The 25829-nt window shown below is 31.3% G+C and carries 22 protein-coding genes; 12 read left to right on the forward strand and 10 right to left on the reverse strand.

Going from position 1 to position 25829, the window contains the following annotated elements; translation table 11 throughout:
* Positions 1–48 precede the first annotated feature (48 nt).
* Positions 49–1038: an acryloyl-CoA reductase gene (locus LG295_RS03320; RefSeq protein ID WP_107531556.1), complete on the reverse strand. Its 990-nt coding sequence runs from the start codon at positions 1036–1038 to the stop codon at positions 49–51.
* A gap of 248 nt (positions 1039–1286) precedes the next feature.
* Between LG295_RS03320 and LG295_RS03325 the strand changes: the two genes are divergently transcribed.
* Both LG295_RS03325 and LG295_RS03330 read left to right on the forward strand, forming a co-directional pair.
* Entirely contained in the window at positions 1287–1805 is a 519-nt protein-coding gene (locus LG295_RS03325) for an N-acetyltransferase (protein WP_107557745.1), read from the forward strand.
* A gap of 242 nt (positions 1806–2047) precedes the next feature.
* Positions 2048–2875, forward strand: a complete 828-nt coding sequence (locus LG295_RS03330) for a hypothetical protein (protein ID WP_107530445.1) — start codon at positions 2048–2050, stop codon at positions 2873–2875.
* A 378-nt stretch (positions 2876–3253) separates the two neighbouring features.
* On the opposite strand, the gene LG295_RS03335 is transcribed toward LG295_RS03330, so the two are convergent.
* Positions 3254–4942 (reverse strand): CDP-glycerol glycerophosphotransferase family protein, encoded by a 1689-nt coding sequence (locus tag LG295_RS03335; RefSeq protein ID WP_107530444.1) that lies wholly within the window; start codon positions 4940–4942, stop codon positions 3254–3256.
* A 288-nt stretch (positions 4943–5230) separates the two neighbouring features.
* Here LG295_RS03335 and LG295_RS03340 point away from each other — a divergent pair, with 288 nt between their 5' ends.
* Positions 5231–6832, forward strand: coding sequence for an L-lactate permease (locus LG295_RS03340; RefSeq protein WP_107557743.1), 1602 nt, complete (start codon positions 5231–5233; stop codon positions 6830–6832).
* A 246-nt stretch (positions 6833–7078) separates the two neighbouring features.
* On the opposite strand, the gene LG295_RS03345 is transcribed toward LG295_RS03340, so the two are convergent.
* On the reverse strand, positions 7079–8227 hold the full coding sequence (locus tag LG295_RS03345; RefSeq protein WP_107530442.1) for a glycosyltransferase family 4 protein: 1149 nt from the start codon (positions 8225–8227) through the stop codon (positions 7079–7081).
* Between the two features lie 394 nt (positions 8228–8621).
* On the opposite strand from LG295_RS03345, the gene mqo reads away from it, so the two are divergent.
* A complete protein-coding gene (gene mqo / locus LG295_RS03350) occupies positions 8622–10100 on the forward strand; it encodes a malate dehydrogenase (quinone) (protein ID WP_107530440.1) in 1479 nt (492 codons plus the stop codon).
* A gap of 211 nt (positions 10101–10311) precedes the next feature.
* On the opposite strand, the gene LG295_RS03355 is transcribed toward mqo, so the two are convergent.
* Positions 10312–11676: a cell wall metabolism sensor histidine kinase WalK gene (locus LG295_RS03355; RefSeq protein WP_107557742.1), complete on the reverse strand. Its 1365-nt coding sequence runs from the start codon at positions 11674–11676 to the stop codon at positions 10312–10314.
* Positions 11669–12343, reverse strand: coding sequence for a response regulator transcription factor (locus tag LG295_RS03360; RefSeq protein ID WP_107530435.1), 675 nt, complete (start codon positions 12341–12343; stop codon positions 11669–11671). The genes LG295_RS03355 and LG295_RS03360 overlap by 8 nt, the downstream gene beginning before the upstream one ends.
* 147 nt (positions 12344–12490) lie before the next feature.
* Between LG295_RS03360 and LG295_RS03365 the strand changes: the two genes are divergently transcribed.
* Positions 12491–13543: an ABC transporter permease gene (locus LG295_RS03365; RefSeq protein ID WP_107530432.1), complete on the forward strand. Its 1053-nt coding sequence runs from the start codon at positions 12491–12493 to the stop codon at positions 13541–13543.
* Positions 13543–14211 carry an ABC transporter ATP-binding protein gene (locus LG295_RS03370; RefSeq protein ID WP_107530430.1) on the forward strand — a complete coding sequence of 223 codons (669 nt, stop codon included), beginning with the start codon at positions 13543–13545 and terminating at the stop codon, positions 14209–14211. The genes LG295_RS03365 and LG295_RS03370 overlap by 1 nt, the downstream gene beginning before the upstream one ends.
* Before the next feature lie 89 nt (positions 14212–14300).
* Here LG295_RS03370 and LG295_RS03375 read toward each other — a convergent pair whose 3' ends face one another.
* Positions 14301–15266, reverse strand: a complete 966-nt coding sequence (locus tag LG295_RS03375) for a YdcF family protein (protein ID WP_199186486.1) — start codon at positions 15264–15266, stop codon at positions 14301–14303.
* A gap of 222 nt (positions 15267–15488) precedes the next feature.
* On the opposite strand from LG295_RS03375, the gene LG295_RS03380 reads away from it, so the two are divergent.
* The 3 genes from LG295_RS03380 (at position 15489) to LG295_RS03390 (ending at position 19240) form a co-directional block, all read left to right on the forward strand.
* Positions 15489–15953, forward strand: a complete 465-nt coding sequence (locus tag LG295_RS03380) for a MarR family winged helix-turn-helix transcriptional regulator (protein WP_107530426.1) — start codon at positions 15489–15491, stop codon at positions 15951–15953.
* Positions 15954–16260: 307 nt separating this feature from the next.
* Positions 16261–17646: a TcaA second domain-containing protein gene (locus LG295_RS03385; protein ID WP_107557740.1), complete on the forward strand. Its 1386-nt coding sequence runs from the start codon at positions 16261–16263 to the stop codon at positions 17644–17646.
* A gap of 385 nt (positions 17647–18031) precedes the next feature.
* Positions 18032–19240, forward strand: coding sequence for a multidrug effflux MFS transporter (locus LG295_RS03390; RefSeq protein WP_107557739.1), 1209 nt, complete (start codon positions 18032–18034; stop codon positions 19238–19240).
* A 97-nt stretch (positions 19241–19337) separates the two neighbouring features.
* Here the strand turns inward: LG295_RS03390 and LG295_RS03395 are convergent, their stop codons facing one another.
* Complete coding sequence (locus tag LG295_RS03395; RefSeq protein WP_107557738.1) at positions 19338–19886, reverse strand: TetR/AcrR family transcriptional regulator; 549 nt, start codon at positions 19884–19886, stop codon at positions 19338–19340.
* Between the two features lie 127 nt (positions 19887–20013).
* On the opposite strand from LG295_RS03395, the gene LG295_RS03400 reads away from it, so the two are divergent.
* Both LG295_RS03400 and LG295_RS03405 read left to right on the forward strand, forming a co-directional pair.
* Positions 20014–20661, forward strand: coding sequence for an HlyD family secretion protein (locus LG295_RS03400; RefSeq protein ID WP_107530415.1), 648 nt, complete (start codon positions 20014–20016; stop codon positions 20659–20661).
* Positions 20662–20674: 13 nt separating this feature from the next.
* Positions 20675–22561, forward strand: a complete 1887-nt coding sequence (locus LG295_RS03405; protein ID WP_107530412.1) for a DHA2 family efflux MFS transporter permease subunit — start codon at positions 20675–20677, stop codon at positions 22559–22561.
* A gap of 217 nt (positions 22562–22778) precedes the next feature.
* Here the strand turns inward: LG295_RS03405 and LG295_RS03410 are convergent, their stop codons facing one another.
* Positions 22779–23423 (reverse strand): hypothetical protein, encoded by a 645-nt coding sequence (locus LG295_RS03410; RefSeq protein WP_107557737.1) that lies wholly within the window; start codon positions 23421–23423, stop codon positions 22779–22781.
* Positions 23424–23697: 274 nt separating this feature from the next.
* On the opposite strand from LG295_RS03410, the gene LG295_RS03415 reads away from it, so the two are divergent.
* The gene (locus tag LG295_RS03415) at positions 23698–24597 is read left to right on the forward strand and encodes an alpha/beta hydrolase (protein ID WP_325999346.1); all 900 of its coding nucleotides are present in this window, start codon (positions 23698–23700) and stop codon (positions 24595–24597) included.
* Positions 24598–24849: 252 nt separating this feature from the next.
* Here LG295_RS03415 and LG295_RS03420 read toward each other — a convergent pair whose 3' ends face one another.
* Positions 24850–25254, reverse strand: a complete 405-nt coding sequence (locus LG295_RS03420) for a hypothetical protein (protein WP_107557735.1) — start codon at positions 25252–25254, stop codon at positions 24850–24852.
* A gap of 15 nt (positions 25255–25269) precedes the next feature.
* Positions 25270–25737, reverse strand: a complete 468-nt coding sequence (locus LG295_RS03425; RefSeq protein WP_318832680.1) for a thioesterase family protein — start codon at positions 25735–25737, stop codon at positions 25270–25272.
* Positions 25738–25829: the final 92 nt, after the last annotated feature.

Raw genomic sequence — 25829 nt, forward strand, 5'->3', positions numbered from 1 at the left:
GACGATTTATGAATTGTTTATAATTTGAAACATTACCATAGATTCATTTTATGCTTCAAAGTCGATGACTATACGGCCAGAATTTTCATGTTCAAGTACTTGTTTAATACTGGATTCAATTTCATTGAATTTAATAACTTGTTTGATGTCATGTAATTGGTCTGGTTTTAAGTCTTTTGCTAAACGACGCCATATATGTTTGCGTTGTCTCATCTCAGTGTAAACTGAATCGATACCTATAATGCTAGTACCTCTTAATATAAATGGAAATACAGAACTATCAAAGTTTGTTCCGCCAGTCATACCTATTAAAGCAATACTGCCATCATAGTCTAATTGTTTAATGATTTGTGATAAACTTTCGCCACCGACGGGGTCAATAGCACCTTGCCAAGTACGTTTGCCAAGTGGTTTGCTATCACTTTCAGAAATACGAGGTATTACTTCTTTTGCCCCTAAAGATTTAAGTTGAGCTTCAGCATTTTGTTTACCGGTACTAGCAACAACATCAAAGCCTATAGAGTCTAACATCATTACTGCGAGTGTTCCTACACCACCTGTTGCGCCACGTACAAGTACGTCTTCTTTTTCTACAGATAAACCATTATGTTCTAACTTTTCGATAGCTAAACCTGCTGTATAGCCAGCAGTTCCATAAATCATAGCTTCTTCAAGGGTTAAATCTTTTGGTAAAGGAACAATCCACTCTTCTTTGACACGTGCGTATTCACTAAAACCACCAAAGTGGCTGATGCCTAAGTCATACCCAGTGACAATAACTTCGTCACCAGCTTCAAATGCATGTGTATCGGAATGTTCTACTACGCCAGCTAAATCAATACCTGGAACCATTGGATATGATTTTACGATTTTTGAATTTTCCACAGTTGCAAGTGCATCTTTATAATTGATACCAGAGTACTTAACTTTTATAAGCACCTCGCCCTCTGGTAAATCATTTATTGATAAATCTTTATATTGGTTAGTTACTTTGCCGTCTTGTTCATCGACTACAAAAGCTTTAAATGTTTCAGTCATTGCCAAATGGCACTCCCTTATGTATATATTTACGAACAATTAAAAAACTAGAACTACTTTATCATGTAATTGAATATTACACAATAAGGCTAAACTATACGTTTTTTAGGTAAGCGCTTTAAATTAAAAGCAATTTAATTTTTGTAGGGAAAAGTAATTAATTATAAAAGTATTATTATTCAATAGTAAGATAGAAAGTGTTTTAGTATAATTGATTTCAAAGAGAGAACAAAGTAGGGGGAAGTAATATGGCGACTCAAATTGAATTGGTAAAATCTAATGAACTAGAACAATTGCGTCAACTTAGTATTACAACATTTAAGGAGACATTTGAAGACGGTGGTTACACTGATGAAGATTTCGAGCAGTATTTTAATGAAGCTTATAATGTAGAACAACTAAATAAAGAATTAGAAAATGAATCCTCGTTTACTTATTTTTACAAAGATAATGAAGAAATAGTAGGATATTTTAAATTAAATATTAACCAAGCACAATCAGAAGACAAAGGGCATGAATATCTTGAAATACAACGCATTTATTTTTTACCCAGAGCTCAAGGGGGCGGACGAGGAAAGCACGTCTTTGAATTCGCAATAGAAAAGGCGCGAGAATTAAAGAAAACTAAAATTTGGTTAGGTGTATGGGAACATAATAAACAAGCGCTTAATTTCTACGAAAAGCAAGGACTGCGTGTTACAGGAGAACATCACTTTTATACTGGTAATGTAGTAGATATAGATTTAATTATGGAAAAAGAAATTTAGAAATAAAGTTCTTTTCGATGCTTTTTGACATCATTTAAATATGTTATGGAACGATATAAAGTTGAAAAATATTTTGAGTTTGTTAAATTTATATATTTTTTTTAAGGATTTTTCGTTAAAGATGTTTATTGTTAATTTTATAGTGAATAATAAACTAATTCTCAACCAACCTCTTGGGGAATGATATACATAGATACTAACCATTAGGTTGTGAGTATTAAAAATTAAGGAGGTTTTTCTATATGAAAAAACTATTAGCAGGTTTTCTTACTTTATCTTTAGCACTTGCTGCTTGTTCAAATGGTAGTGATGATGACAGTAGTAAAAAGGACGATAGTTCAAAAGACAGTCAATCATCTGATGACAAATCAAAAGATTCTAAAAACGATGACAAGAAGAGTAATGACAGCTCTGACAAAGATTCAGACAAAGACTCAGACAAAAACAAAGATTCAGATAGCAAATCTAGCGAAGATAGTGCTTCAGGTGATGGTGCTGACAGTAATGGAAACAATTCTGACAGTTCATCAAATGATGATAGCAGTTCTTCTGATAACAATGGTAGTGCCTCAGGTAATAGTTCTAATTCAGATGGTAACAATGGATCTAGTGATGCGAATAGTGGAAATAGCGCATCAACTTCAGGAAATAATGACAATACGAATAACAACAATGCGAATAGCGATAATGCAAATAGTAGTAACAATGCTAGCAATAATGCCAATGCAAATAGTAATGCATCAAATTCAAGCGCATCTCAGTATGTTGCTCCTTATCAAGGACAAAATGCAGTACCAGTAGCGCAAAATATTACATCTGGTAACGTAGATCCACAAACTGCATTACAAAGCTTGCCTAACTTCCAAAATTCATTGGACAACGCTACTGCTGAAGTTAATTCATTAAATGGTCAATCTAATCCATTCAATGACTATGCTATTGAGGGTAGCGAAGGAAACTATAGTTATATCTTTAGTTTCCAAAATCAAGCACAACCAGGGACATATACAATTGCTACAGTAGACCAACAAGGTACAGTTAGAGTAGTAGACCCTGCGTATCAACAATAAAAATATTATTAAGAGAGCAAGTGATTGGGCATATATGTCCATTTTCAAAATAACAGCACTTATCAATTTAGATTAGTTTAGACTGTCGACAAAGTATCCGACTTTGTTGGCAGTTTTTTTGTGCACGCTATGCGCGGTTACTGCCTTAGACTATAGTATTTGGCTAGTGCGCTTACCACAGGCATCGATTCAAATCACTGCCAATATTATAATAAAAAGTTTATATTATACAGGTCAGCTCTATCACGTAATAAAACAATGAAAACGTCAATTTCTATTAAAATAATATAGAAATTGACGTTTATTTAAGAGCTTTATGTTTCATGCAATTTTTAACATGTATTCGTGCAAAGTAATCACATCGTTGAATATTCTATTTTACTTAGATTTAGTGCATTTATGAATGATATGAGAAATAGTTTCAAAAGCATGGTTGTCTTTATTTACAAAAGAATTGTCATGTATATCTTTCATTTGATGGCTTATTAAATCGTTGAGTAATGCTTTGGCATCGCTATAGCGTACTGTAGATAGCGCGTGCATCACTTCTTCATACACACCACGTTCAGAAACATATTTTTCGTGATTTGGTGTGTATTGACAGACCGTTTTATCAATAGTTAATGCATCAAAAATAATCGATGAATAGTCAGTTAAGACAATATCTGAAATCAACAATAAATCTTGAACTTCTATATGAGAAGGCGCAATAATTGCATTCTCCGGAACATAGTTAGAATTATCTTCAATATGCCCTTTAAAAATAACATTGTATTTATTCAAAAGCCCATCACTTATTGGTAATAAATCAGATTCATCATAATCTGTTCGCCAAGTAGGTGCATAAAGTAATGTTTCCTTTTCTGGATTTAATTTTAATTCTTTTTTGATAAATGAAATATAGTGATGGTCAGATTGTTTATCTAATAAATAACGAACTCTTGGATAGCCACAATTTAATATATGTGTTTGTTGCTGTGGAAAAGCAGTTTTAAAATAATCAATGATTGCTGAACAATCACTAATGAAATAGTCTTGTTGTAACCATTTATTATATTTACGTGCGCGATAATTATAAATATTAAGGTTTTGAGTTGGTTCAGGACTGTCTAAAAATAGTTTTTTAATAGGTGTACCATGCCAAAGTTGTATAATGGTTCCGTTTGGTTTCAGTGAGTCTGGTATATAACTTTCTAATATTACAACTTGTGCACTTTCGATAAGTGATTTCGCTTTCGGGTCATCTGGTTTAATGAAATTAGGCCCGTTTACATCATTAGTAATAAAATAGATAGGTAATTTAGTAAAGTGTTTCGCAAAGTGATTAAATAAATAACGAGAATTACCACGGAAACCATAATCAAAACCTAAGAAAACTATATGATTTTTAACTTTAGACTTGTCTTTTTCATAAATATAACTTGCTTCGCGATGCTTCTTGTCAAAATGTTGTTGAAGCATATGATAAAACAAATGGGGTAATTTAAAACCAGTATTTTTTAAGCATTTATCTGTAAAGCGCAATTGCTCTGGTGCGAGCGTTTCACTATTTTTAAATGGCACAGTGTGTTTATGTTCATATGCCAATTTATTAAGGCTAAATTTAGTTGTGTTTAATGGCGTTAATTTATGAATTTCACTCCAAATATAGTCACTTGTAATAAATGTGGATTCAAAATTAAAAACAACATGACTATCTGTAGCGACGTCATCTTGTAATAGTGAAATCAGTGATAAGTCAAAAATATTACTAATTTCAAAATGTTTTAAGATGTTTTGTGTTGTTTCTATATGGAAAATAACATTTGGGAAGTGGTTAATATTTTCAATCCAATCATTGAAAGTAATTTCTGATTTCCCAAAATAGCGACAGTCGTTGACGTATTGTTGTTGAACTGTATAGTCTGTTACAATCGGACAAGGTTTTAATTCAACGGCTTCAAGCATATGTTGGTATATTTCAATATGGTTATTAATTAATATAAAGTGTGAATAACCTTCTAATGTTGCCTTTTCCAATTCAGACTCTAAAAGGTGCAACGCTGTAATTTCAATTTGTTTTATCATTTGTATACCTCTACTTAATAGTTGTTTATACTATTTTATCATGTAAAGAACCTATGACAAAAGAATCCCTTATAATTTGAAGTGTATAAAATTAATTGTTTTTAAACTTCAAATTATTGAAAAATGACTTTTTAAATTTATAAAATAGGGAAATCTTTAATAGGGAAGAATTAAATTTTAAAAACTTATTGTAATTAGGTAAAAAAATGTTATAATCAAATTGTGAAAAAAATCACAATATCAGGTTCTTCAATGCCAAATAAAAATAGAAAATGGAAGTGAGTCAAAATGTTTGTAGAATCTTTTAACCCTTTTGGTAACATCTTGTTATCAACATTAGTAGCAGCAATACCTATAGTTTTATTTCTTTTATGTCTAACTCTTTTTAAGATGAAAGGTATTTATGCTTCATTAACAACCGTAGTTGTTACACTTATTATTGCAATGCTATTCTTTAAACTACCTGTGACGATAGCATCAGGAGCAGTGGTTGAAGGATTTTTCCAAGGTATTATACCAATTGGATATATTGTAGTTATGGCGGTTTTACTTTATAAGATTACGAATAAAACTGGCCAGTTTAATACGATACAAGATAGTATTTCTAGTATTTCACAAGATCAGCGTATCCAATTATTGTTAATTGGTTTTGCTTTTAATGGCTTTTTAGAAGGTGCAGCAGGTTTTGGTGTACCAATTGCAATTTGTGCATTATTACTAACACAGTTAGGATTTGGTCCATTACAAGCAGCGATGCTATGTTTAATAGCTAATGCGTCTGCAGGTGCATTTGGAGCAATTGGTTTACCTGTCACTGTTATTGATACATTAGGTTTACCAGATAATATTTCAGGTATGGCAGTTTCCCAAATGTCAGCATTAACTTTAGTATTTATGAATCTATTAATACCATTTTTATTAATATGGATTATTGATGGCTTTAAAGGTATTAAAGAAACGTTGCCAGCTATTTTAATTGTTGGTGGTACTTTCGCAGTATTACAAGGTTTAATCACTGTATTTATTGGACCTGAATTGGCCGATATTATACCACCATTAGTTTCAATGTTAGCTTTAGCTTTATTCTCGAAAAAATTCCAACCGAAAAATATCTTTAGATTGAAAAAAGATGAAAAACCTCAAGCAATTACAAAACACAAACCTAAAGAAATTATATATGCTTGGAGCCCGTTTGTGATTTTAACTGTGATTGTAATGATATGGAGTGCGCAAAGCTTTAAATCACTTTTTGCTCCAGATGGTGCATTGTCTTCACTTGTCTTTAACATAACGTTACCGGGAACTTATAGTGATATTGCAAATAAAGCAATCACATTGCCGTTGAACATCATAGGTCAAACCGGAACAGCTATTTTACTTGTAATTATTATTACAATATTAATGTCAAAAAATATTAAATTTAAGGATGGTATAGGACTATTTAAAGAGGCGTTTAAAGAATTATGGTTACCAATTATAACGATTTGTTTTATCTTGGTAATATCTAAATTAATGACATACGCTGGCCTAAGTAGCGCAGTAGGTGAGGGTATTGCAAAAACAGGAAGTATTTTCCCACTGTTATCTCCAATATTGGGGTGGATTGGTGTATTCTTAACGGGTTCTGTTACAAATAACAACTCATTGTTTGCACCAATTCAAGCAGCAGTTGCGAATAATATTGGTGCTAGTGGTGCTTTACTAGTGTCAGCAAATACAGTCGGTGGTGTGGCTGCTAAATTAATATCACCACAATCGATTGCGATTGCGACAGCTTCTGTGCAACAAGTCGGGAAAGAATCTGAATTGTTGAAAATGACATTACGTTATAGTATTGCTTTACTTATATTTGTATGTATCTGGACATTCTTATTACATTTATTCATGTAATAATTTAAATCTATCAGATTATAAATGAAAATACGCCTCAATTAAGGGAATGTACCTTATTTATGAGGATAAATTAAAAACACACTCGTTTAATTCATATCACAATGAATTTATACGAGTGTGTTTTTATGAATGATGAACATGGGACATGTTTAAAGTATCTATCTTAACTATTGAATATATTACTAGGAGACTTAGCAAACCTTTGCATTAATTCGTTTTTGAAAATATTCAACATTATGATAATTAAGCGTTTAACATAGTTAAAAAGTCTTGATAAATCGCTTTTGGTGCATAAGAAGTAACGGTTTTATAACCATTTTGAATAACCACTTCATCTTTGAACTCTTGGTTTATGAGACGGCGTAATTGATTAGATAATGCATCTACGTTTTCATGTTCAATTAAATAGCCATTTACATTATTTTGGATGATTGAATCAGGGCCAGCATTACCATCGAAACTCACTACTATACTGCTTTGGTTCATAGCTTCTAATATCACCATACCGAAACCTTCGTTACGCGAAGGGATAACAGTGATTTCACTAACTGCTAATTTTTCGTTTAATTGCTGTGTGGAGCCGTATAATTTTACAATGTCTGACAGATTATATTGATTAATCAGTTGTTGCAGATTTGCTTGTTCTTTGCCTTCACCATATATGTGGACTTGATAATTAAATTTTCTAACAGTTTCTTGAATAGGATTAATACTTTCAATCAATAAATCAAATCCTTTTTCATATTCTAAACGACCCGCTGTACAGATGATTTTGCTTTTCGGTTCGTGGAGACGAATTTCATTGATAATATTAGGAACTACGAATACAGGTGTATCGATATGCGATTGGTATTTGTTTTTATCTACAGTAGTTAATGTAGTGATTTTATCTAAATCTCTATAACTTTTAATAATTTCTTGTTGATATGGTTCAGAATGTGCATCAAAGTTCATATGTTCCATACCAACTTTTTCAATTTGAGAACCAGCATATTTAGCAATTAATATATTAAAACTTGCACGTGTACCTACAATTACATCTGTAGAAACATTGCTTATAGCTTTAATCATTTTTTTCTCTATATAGTGAGAAAATTGATCAATCCCTGGTTCAAATTGTGAAATATATTTTGGTCTGGAAAATGATGTGAATTTAGCGATCCTATTTATAATAATATCTTTGATATTAAGTGGGTGAAATTGATAGTTAATTAAAGGTTTTATTTTAATGGATTCATGAATATCAAAGTAAGGCGAATCAGCCCCTTTAAAAATAGTTATGATTTCTACATGATGTCCTTTTTCAGCTAATATATTTGCCAATTGAGAAATAGATTTGACGGTGCCACCCATTGCATAAACATTATGCATGAAAAATGTTATTGATTTCATTAAAAAACCTCCAAAAGAACTTTACTTAAATTGAAACTCATTATAGCATGAAATGAATTTTGTATAGGTATAATAGCTAAATAATTTTAAACTAGCAATTAATATAGCGTTATATTAGCTTTTTCATTAAGAAAATATACGAATTTTTGTGTGAGCTAGTTAACACATATTAACAAAATTTGTGTAGAATTTCTGAAAGCCCTTTTTTCATGAGCCGATTATGTATATAATTAGAGAGGTATGGAAATATATGGTGTTATTGTTTAACTACATAGCGATAATACGTGCTTTATTATTTTAATCTATAGAAAACGCTTTATTTTTATTGATATGATTAATAACATTAAAGACAACGTTTCTATTTAACACATATAAAAGGGGGACTGTATTTGTTATGAGTACACAACATAGCAAAACAGACGTCATCTTAATTGGTGGCGGTATCATGAGCGCAACGTTAGGAACATTATTAAAAGAACTCGCACCTGAGAAAGAAGTTAAGATGTTTGAAAGGTTAGCTACACCTGCGGAAGAAAGTTCCAATGCATGGAATAATGCAGGCACAGGTCATTCTGCGTTATGTGAATTAAACTATACTAGTGAAAATAAAGATGGAACAATAGATATCAATAAAGCAGTTAAAATTAATGAACAATTCCAAGTTTCAAAACAGTTTTGGAGCTATCTAATCAAACAAGGGCAACTTGAAAATCCAGAAAAATTTATCAAACCGGTACCGCATATGAGTTTTGTTCAAGGTGTTAAAAATGTTGATTTCTTGAAAAGACGTGTGGACAGACTAAACAAAAATATTTTATTTAGTAATATGGAAATAACAGATGATAAAAATAAAATCGCTGAATGGACACCACTTATTATGGAGGGGCGTACGTCTAATATACCAATGGCGATTAGTTATGATAAAACAGGTACAGATGTTAACTTCAGTGCATTAACTAGAAAGTTATTTGAGAATTTAGCAGATAAGCAAGTAGAGTTAAATTATGAACATGAAGTTAGAGATATTCAACAACGTGAAGATGGCGTTTGGGAAGTCAAAGTTAAAGACTTGCAAACGAACGATGAGACGATTGTTGAAAGTGATTTTGTATTTATTGGTGCTGGTGGCGCTAGTTTACAGTTGTTACAAAAAACAGGAATTAAAGAGTCTAAACATATTGGTGGTTTCCCAGTAAGTGGATTGTTCTTAGTATGTAAAGATGAAGCTATCGCCAAAAAGCATTTAGCTAAAGTTTATGGTAAAGCTCCAGTAGGTGCGCCACCCATGTCAGTACCACATTTAGATACACGCTACATAGATGGTAAACGAACTATTTTGTTTGGTCCGTTTGCAGGATTTTCACCAAAATTCTTAAAAACGGGTTCTAATATGGATTTAATCAAATCTGTTAAGCCAAATAACCTTATTACGATGCTATCTGCAGGAATTAAAGAGATGAATTTAACGAAATACCTTATCTCGCAATTAACATTATCAAATGAAGAACGTATGGAAGACTTACGTCAATTTGTACCTAATGCTAAAAGTGAAGATTGGGAAATCGTCGTTGCTGGTCAGCGTGTGCAAGTGATTAAAGACACGGATCAAGGCAAAGGAACATTACAATTTGGTACGGAAGTTATTACGTCAGAAGATGGTTCATTATCTGCACTTTTAGGCGCGTCTCCAGGTGCATCTACGGCAGTCGACATTATGCTTGATTTACTCAAGCGTTGTTACAAAGACGAATTTGCTAATTGGGAAGATAAAGTTAAAGAAATCGTACCTTCATATGGTATGAAACTATCAGAAAATGAAGCGTTATATACTCAGTTAAATAAAGAAATTACGGAAAATTTAAAAATTAATTAATTACTTAATACAATAGGGCTTGGTTATATATTCAAGCCTATTGTCCTGTTAATAGAGACAAATTAAGCGCAGTTATAGCGTGCGGTTTGTCTTTTTATATTGCTTTTTGAAAACATAAAGAAAATGCTGGAAGGACAAGTAAATACATGCACAACTCCCAGCATTTTATATGTTCACTAGACATATTTAGTTTAGACTAAATGAACCAGTGTTACTTTTTAATTTGAATTGTAAAGGTAGTGCCTTCGTCCTTTTTACTTTGGACTGAGATTGAGCCATCGTGTAGTTCAAATATTGTTTTTGCTATAGCTAGACCTAAGCCATTACTATTGTCATGACTACTTGCCTTATAAAAACGTTCGAATAAACGCGCTTGTGTTTCTTTAGACATACCTTCTCCGTCATCTGTAATTTCACAAGTAATTGTCTCGAAATTTTGGTTGAGTGTGACATCGATGACACCACCCTGTTGCGAATATTTTATGGCGTTGGTAATTATGTTTTGGAAAGCTTGATGTAAAAGGCGCTCATTACCAACAATAGTAATTTCAGCTAAATCAGACATAATAATTAAATCTTTTTCATTAGCGGAAAATTGTTCGTGACGAATGATTTGTTTGAGCAATCGGTTTAATTCAATATGGTCTTCAAAAACTAAATGTTCTCCGTTATCAATTTCTGATAATAATAACAGCGCTTTAGTTAACTCACTTAATTGACTTGTAATTTGATATATATCATCAATGTATTGTGTGCGTGCTTCAGCATTTTTAGCGAATTTTAGCTGGTCCAATAGATGGTGAATATGCGTTAATGGTGTTTTAATTTCATGTGATACGTTTTGAACAAAATGTTGTCGCATGTCGTCTAATTGTTTAAGTGAAAGGCGCATGCGATCGAAGCGGAATTGTAATGTTCCAAACTCATCTTTTCTAGTAACGTGAATTGGCGTATCGAAATTACCTTTCATAAGTCTTTCAGTTGCATGCTTTAGTTGTTGAATAGGCTTGATAATAGTATAGGTTGATAAAATGACTAATATAATAGAAAACAGAAGTAATAATGAGATTAATATAACTAAAAATACTCTGAATTCACTAAACGTTTTCCCAATATCAGGTCTCATAAATACAGCATAATTTTTACCTTTATCTTCAAATGACATGCCTACAGTATTTTGCGTGGTATTTTCAAAGAAACCAGTAACAATTGGGTTATATGGTAGGTTTCGAATACCATGGTAGTCTTTGCCCTTTAGTACTGTTTGAATGACGTTGTCATCTACGTTATCTTTTCTAAAATTAGCACCGTAAAAGGCACGTTTACCATTTTCAGAAACTGTCATTACTTGGTAATTCATTTTCCCTAAATGGTTGAAAAAAGGATCTAAAGATTCAATATTTGACTGTTTTTGATAACTGATCGCATCTTCTAAAGTACGCATGATTTTTGCATCGTTATTTGCTTTTAAATGGTTATGGTAAATAATGTTTGTGCATAAAAAACTGACAATAGCACTAAATAACATGACGGCAATTGTGTATATAGCAATTCGTGAATATAGGGATTTAAACATGGTCATCCACCTTGTAACCTAAACCGCGTACTGTGAAAATCGTCACGTTAGCATTTAATTTTTCAAGGCGTTTTCTTAGACGCTTGATATGAACATCGACTGTACGTTCATCACCTTCGTAATCAAAGCCCCATATTTTTTCTATTAATACATCTCGATTAAATACCTGTCTAGGATTAGATGCAAGTAAAAAAAGTAATTGAAATTCTTTATTAGGTAAATTCATTGATTTCGTATCGGATTGAAGTTCTAAGTAGGCTTGATTTAAAGTAATATTACCGATAGTGATTTCATTATAAGCATTGATATTATAACGTTTAAGTACTGCTTTAATCCTAAACATTAACTCTTTAACTTCAAAAGGTTTCGTCACATAATCATCAGTACCCGTTAAATATGCTTGTTCTTTATCGCTTAACGCATCACGAGCAGTTAGCATAATGACAGGCATTTCATAATCTTCTTTTAAAATTTTGCAAAGTTCAAAACCACTCATGCCTCCCATCATGACATCAATAATTACAATATCCACTTGATTCGTTTCAAGGTAAGTTAAGGCATCTTCAGCGCTAGAGTGCGTAATTGTATTTAACCCTTCGCGCTGTGTGTAATTTGAAACGTACTCTAATATTTTTTTGTCGTCATCAACAATTAAACAAGTTGTCATGCGCAAAATCTCCTTATTCAGTATTATTGCCATTATAAACATAACCAAATAACTTAACAAATAGTAAAAAATTAACAAAAGTTCATATTGAGTTCACATAGTATTATTAGACTCTAAATATAAGTTTTAGAGAAGGAGTGGGAATTGATGAAATTAGCATGGCAAGAGATTAAATATTATAAATTTCGTTATATTTTAATCATGTTAATTATATTATTACTTGGTATTATGGTGTTATTTATTAGTGGATTGGCACAAGGTTTAGCCAGAGAGAATATATCAATGTTAGATAACATGAAAACTGAAAAATACGTTTTACAGGATAATAAACAACCAGATATTACGAAGTCTGTTATTAGTACTGAGCAACAAAAGAAAATTGAAGATATTACAGATCAAGAACCATTAAAGTTAGCATCTCAAACGTTAAAAATAAATAAAGACGAAGAAGATGTTATCATGACGAACACAGTAAAAGATGAAAAACCAGAATTGAAAGATGGTAACTATCCAACAAAAGATAATGAAGTAGCAATCAATAATAAACTTACAGCTGATGGTATTAATGTTGGTGACACTATAAAAGTGAAAGACGGGGAGCAACTTAAAGTATCAGGTATTCTTGACGATACAATGTATTCTCACAGTTCAGCAGTAATGATGAGCAATAACGGATTTGAAAGCTTAAATAAAGAACATAGCACTGTTTACCCAGTACAAGATTTATCTCAATCACAACAAGATAAAATCAAAGATATTTCAGATGTGAAAGTATTCAGTGAGGATGATATCACAAGTGAAATTGCCAGTTACCAAGCTGAACAAGCACCATTAAATATGATGATTATAAGTTTATTTGTGATTTCAGCAATTGTATTAAGTGCATTTTTCTATGTAATGACAATCCAAAAAATTCCAGAAATTGGTATTCTAAAAGCAATTGGTATTAAGACAAGACATCTAATCAGCGCATTGGTAATCCAAATATTAATTACAACTATGATAGGTGTATTGATTTCTGTGGGTATTATTAGTGGTCTATCACTTGTTATGCCAGTATCTATGCCATTCCACGTGACAGCATCGAATTTACTGCTGGTAGTCGGAGTGTTTATTGTTGTAGCAATTATTGGCGCTGCCTTGTCATTAATTAAATTATTTAAAGTTGATCCTATTGAAGCAATTGGAGGTGGAGAATAATGAGTTTACAAGTTAAAGATATTAAAAAATCATTTGGTAAAGGCCAATCAGAAACAACTGTATTAAAAGGTATTAACTTTGAAGTTAGCGATGGGGAGTTCGTTATACTCAACGGTGCTTCAGGTTCAGGCAAAACGACATTATTAACTATTTTAGGTGGTTTATTATCACAAAATAGTGGTGACATCTTATATAATGATGCACCTTTATATGATAGTGACAAAAAAGCATCAGAATTAAGGTTGAATGAAATTGGGTTTATCTTTCAATCATCTCATTTAGTGCCATATTTAAAGGTAAAAGCACAATTAACAACAATTGGTAGAGAAGCGGGTATGTCTAAAAAAGATGCAAACCAAAGAGCTGAAATGCTGCTAAAACAAATTGGTTTGTCACACAGATTAAATGTTTTTCCTCATATGCTATCAGGCGGTGAGAAACAGCGTGTAGCAATTATGAGAGCATTAATGAATAATCCTAAAATAATTTTAGCGGATGAACCAACTGCCAGTTTAGATGCAGAAAGAGCAACTGAAGTTATAGAGATGATTAAAAATCAAATTCAAAGTAAAAAAATGATTGGTATCATGATTACTCATGATAAAAGATTATTTGAATATGCAGATAGAGTTATCGAACTCGATGATGGCGTTATTGTAAATAGCTAATAGAAACTTTAAAAGCCAAGGGTATTGATTTATACCCTTGGCTTTATTATATATACTTTTATATTTACAAATGAAGTAATGCAATTAGGTTATAGGTGAGGAATATGCCAAAATGCAATGATACATATAAAAAAGAGAGTAGCAAAATAAATAGTTAACATCATTTTATATTGATACATTAATGCTAAAAAGTCTCGTATTAATGCGATTTCAAAAAAATGATAAGGTGTGTGACTACCTACGCCAGTTAACTTTAAATTGAATTTTTCTCCAAAACGTAATGCACGCATTATATGAAATTGACTAGTTACACAAACAATTTTAGGCTTATAAGAAAAAGAATCTTGAATGAGTTGCGTGGTGTACATAATGTTTTCTAAAGTGCTTGTCGACTGATCTTCTAATATAATGTTATGAGGATCTACACTGTTATGAATTAAATAGCGTTGCATCGCTCGAGCTTCTGAAATAGGTTCATCAGGCCCTTGACCACCACTCACGATAAATGTTGCATTTGGATTTATTTCAAACAAACGTAAGGCCTTATCAAGTCGACATGCTAACATGGGTGTGACTTGTTCTGTGAATATGCCGGCTCCTAAGACAAGAATTGTATCAAATTCACGAGGCGCTTTTTTATTTAAGAAAGCAGACGAACATAGCACATAACAAATAAAGGTAAATATAGAACTAAAAGCAATTGCTGAAATCCATAAGAAAATAACATTCAGCGCAATAGGGATAAAACTAATATAATAACAAGCAAGCATAAAGACGACGATTCTAAAACCAATAAAGTAAAGTCGTTTTAAAAATAATGCGCTCTTTTGATGTTGTAATAAATGTTTATGTTTCACATGTAATAATAAAACGCCTATTAACATAGTGACAATTAAATCTATTGGTAAAGTGTGTTGACCAATATGTAAAATAATTACAGCGTATCCCACTATTACCTGGGAAATAAAACTGGCAAGATGTGTAGAAAATTTAAAATTTAAGAACATACTTATGAATGTGATTAATATTAAAATACATAAAAACAATGACAACATGTTAATGCTTCACTCCAGATTGTTTAGTATATTAAATGTAGTTTAATATTCTAAAATAAGCAACTCTAACAACGCTTAAGTTTGCTGAAATATAGCTATTGTTTTAAGAAAAGTGAACTTATTAAATTTTACTTTTATACAGCTGCAAATATTGATATTATTAACATAATATAAAAATATAAATGAAATGTTTTATAAATAGAAGATATAGGGGTGTAAGAGATGGTGAAAAATTTAGGCAATCACATTGTATTCATGGGAGAGTTCATTGATGATGTCAACACATTATTAGCTAAGTTATTGAAAGAGCTAAGAGAAGAATATAATATATCCAAAGAGCAAGCTAACGTTATTTTAATGCTTGAAAATGAAAAGTCATTGACTTTGACTGAGATAACAGAAAGACAAGGGGTTAATAAAGCGGCAGTCAGTAGAAGAATTAAGAAACTAATTCAAGCTGAAGTAGTGGAATGGGTTAAAACGGAAGAAAACACAGATCAAAGATTAAAATACATAAAATTGAGTGAGAAGGGTGAACAATTTAATCGTGAAAGTAAATCGATTATTAATGATATTGTCAGTGATATGTTACATGATTTGTCTGATGATGAAATTGAACAAGCGCGTTATGTACTAGAAATCATTGGACAAAGATTAAAAAACTTCAATATAAAAAATCATTCATAAGATAATACTAAAAATATTGGCGTATAGCTTGTGACATAAGAAAGTCTTCAATTTGAAAGTGGATGTCCTTTTAATTTTAAAAAATAATTGAACAGTTTGTTACAAGCGTAAAGCAATACTAGACTAAATATGTATATCAATTTAGATTTAGATTAAATATAATATAAATGATGCAATAGCGTATTGTGTTGTTTAATATTATCCTTTCTAATGCAAAGAATGATGAAGATCATACATATAGTTTCAACTTATAATATGTTAAAATAATGGGATAGTGCAAAAATTCAGGTATAAAGTTGGTGAGAAAATGCAAAAATGTCCTAAGTGTGGGGGAAATACAAGAGATGGTCAACGAAAGTGTGGTCATTGTGGACGGCTACTACGTCAAGATGATTCAGCAAAAATGACGCGTTCATCTAAAGAAACTAAGAAAATAACAAATATTAAAGCGCGTAAAATTATACCCTTGGGAATTGCATTTTTTATCATAATTTTACTTATCATAATTTTTATCTTATTAAAAAATTTCAATTCACCTGAGGCACAGTCAGAAATTTTAATCAATGCGATTGATAATAATGATACTCAAAAACTTTCTACTATTTTAAGTACACAAAATAATAGTGTAGATGAAAACGAAGCGGAAGCTTATATTAGATATATCAAAGAAGAAGTAGGTATGGACAACTTTGTAAAAGATGTAAACCAAAAAATAGAGAAGCTAAACAAGAGTGACACGAAAGAATCTGATTTTGTAAGAGCCAAAAATGGCGAGGATGTATTACGTGTGAGCAAAAATGGTAGACGTTATTTAATATTTGATAATATGAATTTTACGGCGCCAACAAAAGAAGCGATTATAAAACCTAAATATGAGACGACTTATAAATTTAAGTCTGGTGACAAACAAAAAACGGTTGTAGCAGAGAAAAACAAAGCAACCTCTTTAGGTAAATTTATTCCAGGTGATTATGCTTTAGAAACTAAAAAAGAGATGGAAAATGGACAGTTTGACGGTCACCTCAGGTTTAATTTTAATAACAGCAATAATGAAACTGTAGATGTACATGAGGATTTCGATGAGGCATACATTCAAGTGGAGTTAAGTGGCGCTTCAGAGATAGATAAAGACTCAGTTAAAGTAACAATTAATGATAAAACTTATGATTATGCTAAAGCTAAAGAAATTGGACCTTACCCTAAGACTAAAGATTTAACAATATCTGCCGAAGGGGAAGCCAAGAAGAAAACATTTAAATCTGCAGAAACAACTGTGAAAACAGATAATCTAAAAGATAAAACGAAAGTTACTATGAACTTTGATAGTGATAAAATCAAAGAATATGTAGAAAAGAAAGAAAAAGAAGAAAATAGCTTCAGAAATAAGGTGGCTAATTTTTTCGGTAATTACACTGCTGCAATGAATAGCGCGCACAGCCAAAGCAACTTTTCACTAGTTTCTAATTATTTGAAGAAAGATACTGATAATTATAAATCGACTAAGAGTGGTGTAAAAGGGAATAATTTATTTTATTTACAACAACCTCAAATTACTGAAATTGTAAAACAAGGCAAAACTTATTATGTAACTGCCAATACATTGAAAGAAAATGGACAATATGGTTCAGTTGATTATCAATTAGAAGGCAATGACAATGCCGGTAATTTAAAGGTAGTTAAATATTCAGAGTGATTAAGCATTTATACCTTAATTACTCTGAAGTATGATGTGTAGAGTCCAGGACATAAGTAGTTGTCCTGGACTCTTTTTTTATTAAGAAACTCACTTCTCTAAAGAACCACTTCTCACTTTAGTGAGTTAGTGGTACTTACACATGACCAACAGCTCGGGTGAACAAAAATACTTCTCAACTTAAGGTCCTAAAACCACATTATTTAAAAAGAACATTCAGTTTATATGAGTTATAAGTAACTATTTAAATAACTCATTATTAAAGCTATAATAGTAGCAATGAACTTTAAATTAACTTGTAAAAGAATGTTTATAATTTTAAGAAATTAAAAAAATATAAACCTTTTCATCAACGAAATCATACTTCATTGTGAGGAGAATAAATATGTCTAATTATCAAAAACAACGAAAGCAGTCTTTATTGTTCGTAATTATACTCGGGGCACTTACTGCAATAGGTGCATTATCAATAGATATGTTCCTACCTGGTTTGCCACAGATTCAATCTGATTTTAATACTACAACTTCAAATTCACAATTAACTTTGTCACTCTTTATGATTGGGTTAGCCCTAGGTAACTTATTTGTTGGGCCGATATCTGATGCAATGGGTCGTAAAACACCCCTTGTAGTCGCCATGTTATTATTTACTATGGCAAGCATTGGGATTATTTTTGTAGAAAATATTTGGGTAATGATTGCTTTAAGGTTTGTCCAAGGTTTTTGTGGCGGGGCTGGTGCTGTTATTTCAAGAGCGATTTCTAGTGATTTATATAGTGGTAAACAATTAACGAAGTTTTTAGCATTGCTTATGTTAGTTAATGGCGTTGCTCCAGTTATAGCACCAGCGCTTGGCGGTATCATATTATCATTTGCTACTTGGCGAATGGTTTTTGTTATATTAACAATTTTTGGAATTTTAATGCTACTCGGCTCTCTGTTAAAAGTTCCGGAGTCTTTAGCGATAGAACGTAGAGATAGTCCACATATTATAAGTATATTTAAAAATTTCAAATTACTATTGATGACACCAAGATTTGTATTACCTATGTTAATACAGGGCGTAACGTTTATAATGCTATTTAGTTATATTTCAGCGTCGCCTTTTGTTACGCAAAATATTTATCGTATGTCTGCTCAACAATTTAGTGTGATGTTTGCATTGATTGGTTTGAGCTTGATTTTCTCTAGTCAACTAACAGGCAAGTTGATTGATTATATAAATAGACAAGCATTATTACGTATATTAACGATGATTCAATTAATAGGTGTTGTAGTTGTATCAGTTACGTTAATGACGCATTTACCAATTTGGATTTTATTTATTGGTTTTATTATACTCGTAGCACCAGTTACTGGCGTAGCAACCTTAGGGTTTTCTATTGCAATGGAAGAACGTACTGGGGGAAATGGTAGTGCATCAAGTTTATTAGGGCTTGTACAATCGTTATTAGGCGGCCTAATATCTCCATTAGTAGGTATAATGGGAGAGATGAGTTTCATACCTTATGTTACAATAATTATCTTAGCGGGTATTTTACTTATTATTTTACAGATTATAAATTATTTTGTTTTTAAACCTCAGTCATTTTAAAATATAAATTTTGAACATAAAAAAGACGCTATATTTTAAGATAGCGTCTTTTTTATGTTCAAGAATATTTGTATTAATAGCAATATAAATGTGTTTATCAACGTCTTAATTTAATTACATTTGCAAGAAGAATTTGAGCAAGATCATCTGCTGATTCAGGACAGCCTTCACGTATCCATAAATAGACAATACCGATTTGTCCGCCCAGTGCATAAGTAACAAATTGCTTTTTCTTTTTTACATTTGTATAGTCTACAATGATTTTTGTATATGTTTCTCTAGTAAGTGTTACATAATCGGAAAATAAATCACGGTTAGGGTGTGAAACAAATATCGCGTGAAAGAAGCCATAATGTCGTTCAATATAAGTTAAAATACTTTTGAAAAATTTATATAGTTTATAATGATTTACTTCTTCTTTATTTTGGCTGTCATATAATGAAGTTAATAACTTTGAATATTTTTGTAGGTGATACATTTGTATTGTAGATAAAAGATCATATTTATCTACAAAGTAATCATAAAATGTCGTTCTATTTATACCACTATACGCACATAACATTTTTATCGTGATGTTTTCAAAAGGGTGTTCTTCTAATAGTAAAATCATACTTTTGATTATTTTATCTTTTGCTCTTTGTCTCATTTTTACTCCTTCAAAAACACGGTGGATGCAAACCCAACACATTTTATATAAGTGTTGGTGTTTTTTTATTGTACATGTATCTATAATATATAAAGTGAATTTTAAAAGCAAATAGGAGGAAAGAGTAATGAAAAAAATGGTATTAATTAACATCATTACCATTGTAGTTCTTGTGATTATTGGTGTAGTCGGTTTCCACTTTTATAATCAAGCTACAGGATTTGTAAGTACAGAGAATGCCAAAGTTGACGGAGAGCAAATTAAAGTATCTGCGCCAGCATCAGGCGAAATCAAATCATTTGATGTTAAAAACAACGAAAAATTAAGTAAAGGCGACAAAGTTGCTGAAATCGCAGCTAAAGGTGAAGATGGCCAATCACAAAACATGGATATTAAAATGCCACAAGATGGAACAATCGTAAAAACTGATGGCATGGAAGGTTCAATCGCGCAAGCAGGATCTCCAATTGCTTATGCTTATAATTTAGATGATTCTTATATTACTGCAAATGTTGATGAAAAAGACATTTCAGATGTTGAAGAAGGTAAAGATGTAGATGTAAAACTTGACGGCGAAAAAGCTGAACTTAAAGGTAAAGTTGAAGAAATTGGTAAAGCTACAGCTTCAAGCTTTTCAATGATGCCTTCATCAAATACTGATGGTAACTATACTAAAGTTTCTCAAGTAGTACCTGTGAAAATCTCACTTGATTCAAAACCATCTAAAAACGTTGTTCCAGGAATGAACGCTGAAGTTAAAATTCATAAAAATTAAGGGGGGTCTATAAATGACAATGACCTTCATTATTATTTACGTAGTCATAGCGCTCATTTTTGTTGGATTGATTAATCTTTTTATGGCAAAGAGTAAGAAAAAACAATCAAAAAGACAAATGGAACAAATGAAGCAAGAAGATAACGCTTCTGATGAAAATTATCAATCTAAATTTAATATAAGTGACAAAGAAGGTTCTAACGAATCAACTATGGAGTCAGAAACAGCAACAGAAGAGAATTTGGAAGATAACAATACTTTAAGTAGTGAAGAAATGGATCAATCAATTGATAACTCAGATGAGACAACAGATGCTGATCATGAAAATATCAATCCAAATTCTGAAGAAGCAAAAGTAAACGAAAAATTAAAAGAAAAGCATAGTTCCTTTATGTTTGGTAAAGGAACTTCACAAGGTAAAGTGCTAATAGCAATGATATTCGGTATGTTTATAGCAATCTTGAATCAAACGTTATTAAACGTTGCCTTGCCAAAGATTAACACAGATTTTAATATTTCTGCGAATACGGGTCAGTGGTTAATGACAGGGTTTATGTTAGTAAATGGTATTTTAATTCCGATTAGTGCTTATTTATTTAACAAATATTCTTATAGAAAACTATTTTTAGTAGCTATGACGCTATTTACAATTGGTTCTCTAGTCTGTGGTATGTCAGGGTCATTCACAATAATGATGGCAGGACGTGTATTACAAGCGATTGGCGCTGGTATACTTATGCCTTTAGGTACGAATGTATTTATGACTATTTTCCCTCCCGAAAGACGTGGCGCTGCAATGGGTACACTTGGTATAGCGATGATTCTAGCACCAGCAATAGGTCCTACTTTATCAGGTTATATCGTTGAGAACTACCATTGGAATGTTATGTTTTATGGCATGTTCATTATTGGATTAGTTTCACTAGCAATTTCATATATTTGGTTTAGAGTTTATCAAGTTACAACCAATCCAAAAGCAGATATACCAGGTATTATCTTCAGTACAATCGGTTTTGGTGCATTATTATACGGATTCAGTGAAGCTGGTAATAATACATGGAGTTCACCTATAGTAGTGATTTCATTAATTGTAGGATTTATCTTTATTATTGCCTTTGTAATTAGAGAGCTCACAATGCGTGTACCAATGTTAAGTATGGAAGTATTAAAATACTCTGGATTTACTTTAACTACAGTAATTAATATGATTGTAACAATGAGCTTATTCGGAGGTATGATTTTATTACCGTTATATCTACAAAACTTAAGAGGCTTTACACCAATACAATCTGGTTTATTATTACTACCAGGTGCATTAATTATGGGTATTATGGGTCCTGTTGCAGGTAAATTGTTAGATACAATTGGTATTAAACCATTAGCTTTAGTAGGTACTGGTATCATGACTTACGCAACATGGGAATTGACAAAATTAAATATGAATACCACGTATGGACATTTAATGTTAATATACATTATTCGTTCGTTTGGTATGAGTTTTATTATGATGCCGATTATGACGGCAGGTATGAATTCATTACCACAAAGGCTGATTTCACATGGTAATGCTTTATCTAATACTTTAAGACAATTGGCAGGTTCAATTGGTACAGCGCTATTAGTCACAGTAATGTCAACACAAACTACACAATACGCTGCTGGTTACGCACAAGATCTAGATAAAACAAGTCCATTTTTAAAAGATCGTTTACAAGAAATGGCACAATCAATGGGTGGAGAGCAAATGGCAACTTCACAAATATTAGAATTTGTACAAAAACTTGCTTCAATTAATGGTGTGAATAGTGCATTCTTAATTGCCACAGTACTAAGTGCACTTGCATTTATCTTAAGTTTATTCTTAAAAGGTAAAGCACATTACATTTCAAATGAAAAGTAAGGTCTCATTAAAACAGGCAAGTTAAACCACATTAAATACAGAACCTAGAATATATTCTCTTCTAGGTAAAAATAAACGTCAATTTCTATTGAAATAATATAGAAATTGACGTTTTCTTTAATGTTATAAAATTTTGTAGTTCTTATAAGTTACAACTTAATGACATATCCAAGATTTCGTGTGATTTTATGTATCTTCATAAATATATCTATTAGTATTAACTTATATTTTTATAAGTTTTACGATTTCTAAAAAATAAACTAATTAAAATCAGAGCAATACTACAGCCCAGTAATATAAACGCATTATGGAGGGCATCTGCTTCGGTTAAGATTTGTGAGGGTTTGACTGAAACGTAGTATTGAGTCATTGAATCAGCAATACGGGTTGCAATATTTTTAATAAGGTATGAAAACCCAAAAGTAATAACCAACATAATAGCAATTACAAGTAAATTTACAATCTTTAATGCGGTTCTATTAAACACGAGCGTAAAAATAGTTAAAAATAAACTAACGATACAAGCAATAAAGAAAACGTAAAAGACTAATATCAATCGATCTATACTTATTTGAAGATCATCAATACTTTCAATATTAATGTTGAGGTTCGAAAAATCATTAATTGAATCTTGGAAATTAGTAAGTTGATGGAAATTAATTGATTCTTGAACAAAAACTAAATTGAAAATAGGTTCTTTAAACATACTATAGCCAGTTATCGCTATTAATATTAAAACGATAATATTAATAATAATACTAACCCACGATCTTTTCTTTTTTTCATATTGTGAACCACGTTGCATAGGTTCACTAGTTAAGGTGTGTTCAAAGTCTTTGAATTGTTTGTGCTTATCGGCCATAAGTACTCCTTTCACTGCGTATTGCTAGCATTTATTTATTTTGTGACTTTTGTTTTGTTATAATGTTTAATAACTGATACATTTTAAGTATTACTAACTCGACTTTTAAATATACTAATAATGAAATTGTTAGTTTTTAAGTTACTCACATTATATTATGACTATGATTTTTTGGTCATTATATTAATTTTACCATAACATTTATTTTTTTTAATAAATAAAACAAAGAATATTGAATGATAGCACAATAAATATAGATTGGATGGATTATGGAATGAAATCAAGACTAACAACTAAATTTATAAATAAATACTTGTTACCTCATAGGTCTATTATTTTCAATACAGACCAAGATTTTGAGAAATTCATGGAAAATCGTGAAAAGATTAATGATAAAAAACACAAACAGCCAGAAACATTAAATGTTAAATCTGATTTAGATAAGCAAACATTAGATGATTTACAAGTTTTTAGATTCAGGTTTAGACATAGTAAAGAAAAAAAGATTTTATATATTCATGGTGGTTATAATACTTTACAACCGTCAGCTTTTCATTGGAGATACATGGATAAACTTGCATTAAGTACTTTATATGAAGTTGTTATGCCTATCTATCCAAAAGCACCAAAATATAATATTGATGATACGTTTAATGCTGTTTTTAAAGTGTATAACGAATTATTAAAAGAAGTTGATAGCAAAGATATTATCATTATGGGCGACGGCACGGGTGGTGCTTTAGCGCTTAGTCTAGTTCAACAGTTACAAGAGCAAGGACAACCGATGCCTAAAAAACTATATTTATTTTCTCCTTTATTAGATGCACAATTAAATAATCCAGAAATTAATGAAGCATTAAATCGAAAAGATGTACTTGTAAATCAAGATGGTGTTCAGAAAATATTGAACCGTTGGTCCAACAATTTACCATTAAATGATGCAAGACTCTCTCCTATAAACGGTAATTTGATGGATTTACCACCAATTTTTATGTTTGGGGGTACTTATGAAATTTATCTGCCAGATATGCTGAAATTTACTGAAATTTTAGCTTCAGCACAACAAGAAATTCACTTTTATGAGTATAAACGTATGGTTCATGCTTTTCCATTACTACCAATTAGAGAATCTCATAAAGTAATTAAACAAATTGTTGGAACGATTAATGAGTGAGAAATGTCATATTTTTTAGTATTTTAAAGTGATTCACTTTAGCAGACAGGATGGGAAATCAAAGTTGACTAGATTTCCCATCCTGTTTTTTATGAATAACCATCATAAATATTAATGTGTATGTATTATATAACAACAGTTAGTAGTTACTAGAAATCTATTTGATTTATATTTAACCTAATAAAGAATAAAACAACTGCCAATAAAGACAACTTCATTGGCAGTGTGATTTCTATAAAAAGCAAAATAGGGTTATTTATTTAGGATTGTCGTATTAATAGAATCGATGATGCATTTTTGACCCATTAAAGTATAATGATGAGCCAATATCTCCTCGTAATCAGTAGGCGGTTGTTCGAGCATTTTAAATTTCTGTGAGGAAATGTCATAATCATTTAAAACCTTAGTTGCAAACTCATTAAAATTAGAAATGAGATCCTGTTCATCTGGATAAGACTTCAAAATGGTGTCAATATGATCAATAGCTCTTTTTTGGCCTTGTAAATGACTAATATCTAAGCCTCGTTTAATCAATTGACTATCAGGTCCATTGATTACAAGGCGCTTACTTTGATTAAGTTCGCTAAGTTCAAATTTAGTGTGGTCAAATAAATCGTATAAATGTAATTCAATACTTGTATGGATGTTCTTTGTCATGTATTTCTCAACTCCTTATCTAGAAATTCCTATACGATGGCCCAATTGCTTTGGCCATTCTATGAGTTGTTGATTGTCGTAATAGGAAATAATTTCATTCGCATATTGTGCAGGGAATGGGGATGTTTTTTTAGTTTTGCGATTGATACCTAACATCAAAGCTTCATTAGTTGCAACAATTGTACCATCTGATTTTGTCATGATAGAGAAGAAGTGCACACTTTTCTCATTATAGTCGTATAAATAAATAGTAATTCGGTATTCATCATTTTCTACTAATTCAGATAAATAAGCCGTTTGTTCTTCAACAGTAAAGAGAGTATAGTTTAATGTTTCACGTTCCTCTAAAGATAATCCCTTTTGATAATTAAACTGGTTGATGGCATCACTGAAAACAATATTATATTGTGCATCATGAACATGATTGTTGTGATCAATCATATCTTGTGTGACGTAGTGATTAATAGTAAATGGGTTTTGCATGAAAACACTCCTTGGTAGTCGAAAGTTAATAATCAAATGGTAACAAGTTTTGCTTGTCTACAATGTTAGTTTACTAAAAATAACATAAACTT

It is taken from the genome of Staphylococcus pseudoxylosus (assembly GCF_044794325.1).
Lineage (GTDB): Bacteria > Bacillota > Bacilli > Staphylococcales > Staphylococcaceae > Staphylococcus > Staphylococcus pseudoxylosus.

Bases quoted from the DNA above. Each gene is read 5' to 3' on its own strand.
- LG295_RS03320 (WP_107531556.1), bottom strand. From the start codon at position 1,038: ATGACTGAAACATTTAAAGCTTTTGTAGTCGATGAACAAGACGGCAAA.
- LG295_RS03325 (WP_107557745.1), top strand. From the start codon at position 1,287: ATGGCGACTCAAATTGAATTGGTAAAATCTAATGAACTAGAACAATTG.
- LG295_RS03330 (WP_107530445.1), top strand. From the start codon at position 2,048: ATGAAAAAACTATTAGCAGGTTTTCTTACTTTATCTTTAGCACTTGCT.
- LG295_RS03335 (WP_107530444.1), bottom strand. From the start codon at position 4,942: ATGATAAAACAAATTGAAATTACAGCGTTGCACCTTTTAGAGTCTGAA.
- LG295_RS03340 (WP_107557743.1), top strand. From the start codon at position 5,231: ATGTTTGTAGAATCTTTTAACCCTTTTGGTAACATCTTGTTATCAACA.
- LG295_RS03345 (WP_107530442.1), bottom strand. From the start codon at position 8,227: ATGAAATCAATAACATTTTTCATGCATAATGTTTATGCAATGGGTGGC.
- mqo (WP_107530440.1), top strand. From the start codon at position 8,622: ATGAGTACACAACATAGCAAAACAGACGTCATCTTAATTGGTGGCGGT.
- LG295_RS03355 (WP_107557742.1), bottom strand. From the start codon at position 11,676: ATGTTTAAATCCCTATATTCACGAATTGCTATATACACAATTGCCGTC.
- LG295_RS03360 (WP_107530435.1), bottom strand. From the start codon at position 12,343: ATGACAACTTGTTTAATTGTTGATGACGACAAAAAAATATTAGAGTAC.
- LG295_RS03365 (WP_107530432.1), top strand. From the start codon at position 12,491: ATGAAATTAGCATGGCAAGAGATTAAATATTATAAATTTCGTTATATT.
- LG295_RS03370 (WP_107530430.1), top strand. From the start codon at position 13,543: ATGAGTTTACAAGTTAAAGATATTAAAAAATCATTTGGTAAAGGCCAA.
- LG295_RS03375 (WP_199186486.1), bottom strand. From the start codon at position 15,266: ATGTTGTCATTGTTTTTATGTATTTTAATATTAATCACATTCATAAGT.
- LG295_RS03380 (WP_107530426.1), top strand. From the start codon at position 15,489: ATGGTGAAAAATTTAGGCAATCACATTGTATTCATGGGAGAGTTCATT.
- LG295_RS03385 (WP_107557740.1), top strand. From the start codon at position 16,261: ATGCAAAAATGTCCTAAGTGTGGGGGAAATACAAGAGATGGTCAACGA.
- LG295_RS03390 (WP_107557739.1), top strand. From the start codon at position 18,032: ATGTCTAATTATCAAAAACAACGAAAGCAGTCTTTATTGTTCGTAATT.
- LG295_RS03395 (WP_107557738.1), bottom strand. From the start codon at position 19,886: ATGAGACAAAGAGCAAAAGATAAAATAATCAAAAGTATGATTTTACTA.
- LG295_RS03400 (WP_107530415.1), top strand. From the start codon at position 20,014: ATGAAAAAAATGGTATTAATTAACATCATTACCATTGTAGTTCTTGTG.
- LG295_RS03405 (WP_107530412.1), top strand. From the start codon at position 20,675: ATGACAATGACCTTCATTATTATTTACGTAGTCATAGCGCTCATTTTT.
- LG295_RS03410 (WP_107557737.1), bottom strand. From the start codon at position 23,423: ATGGCCGATAAGCACAAACAATTCAAAGACTTTGAACACACCTTAACT.
- LG295_RS03415 (WP_325999346.1), top strand. From the start codon at position 23,698: ATGAAATCAAGACTAACAACTAAATTTATAAATAAATACTTGTTACCT.
- LG295_RS03420 (WP_107557735.1), bottom strand. From the start codon at position 25,254: ATGACAAAGAACATCCATACAAGTATTGAATTACATTTATACGATTTA.
- LG295_RS03425 (WP_318832680.1), bottom strand. From the start codon at position 25,737: ATGCAAAACCCATTTACTATTAATCACTACGTCACACAAGATATGATT.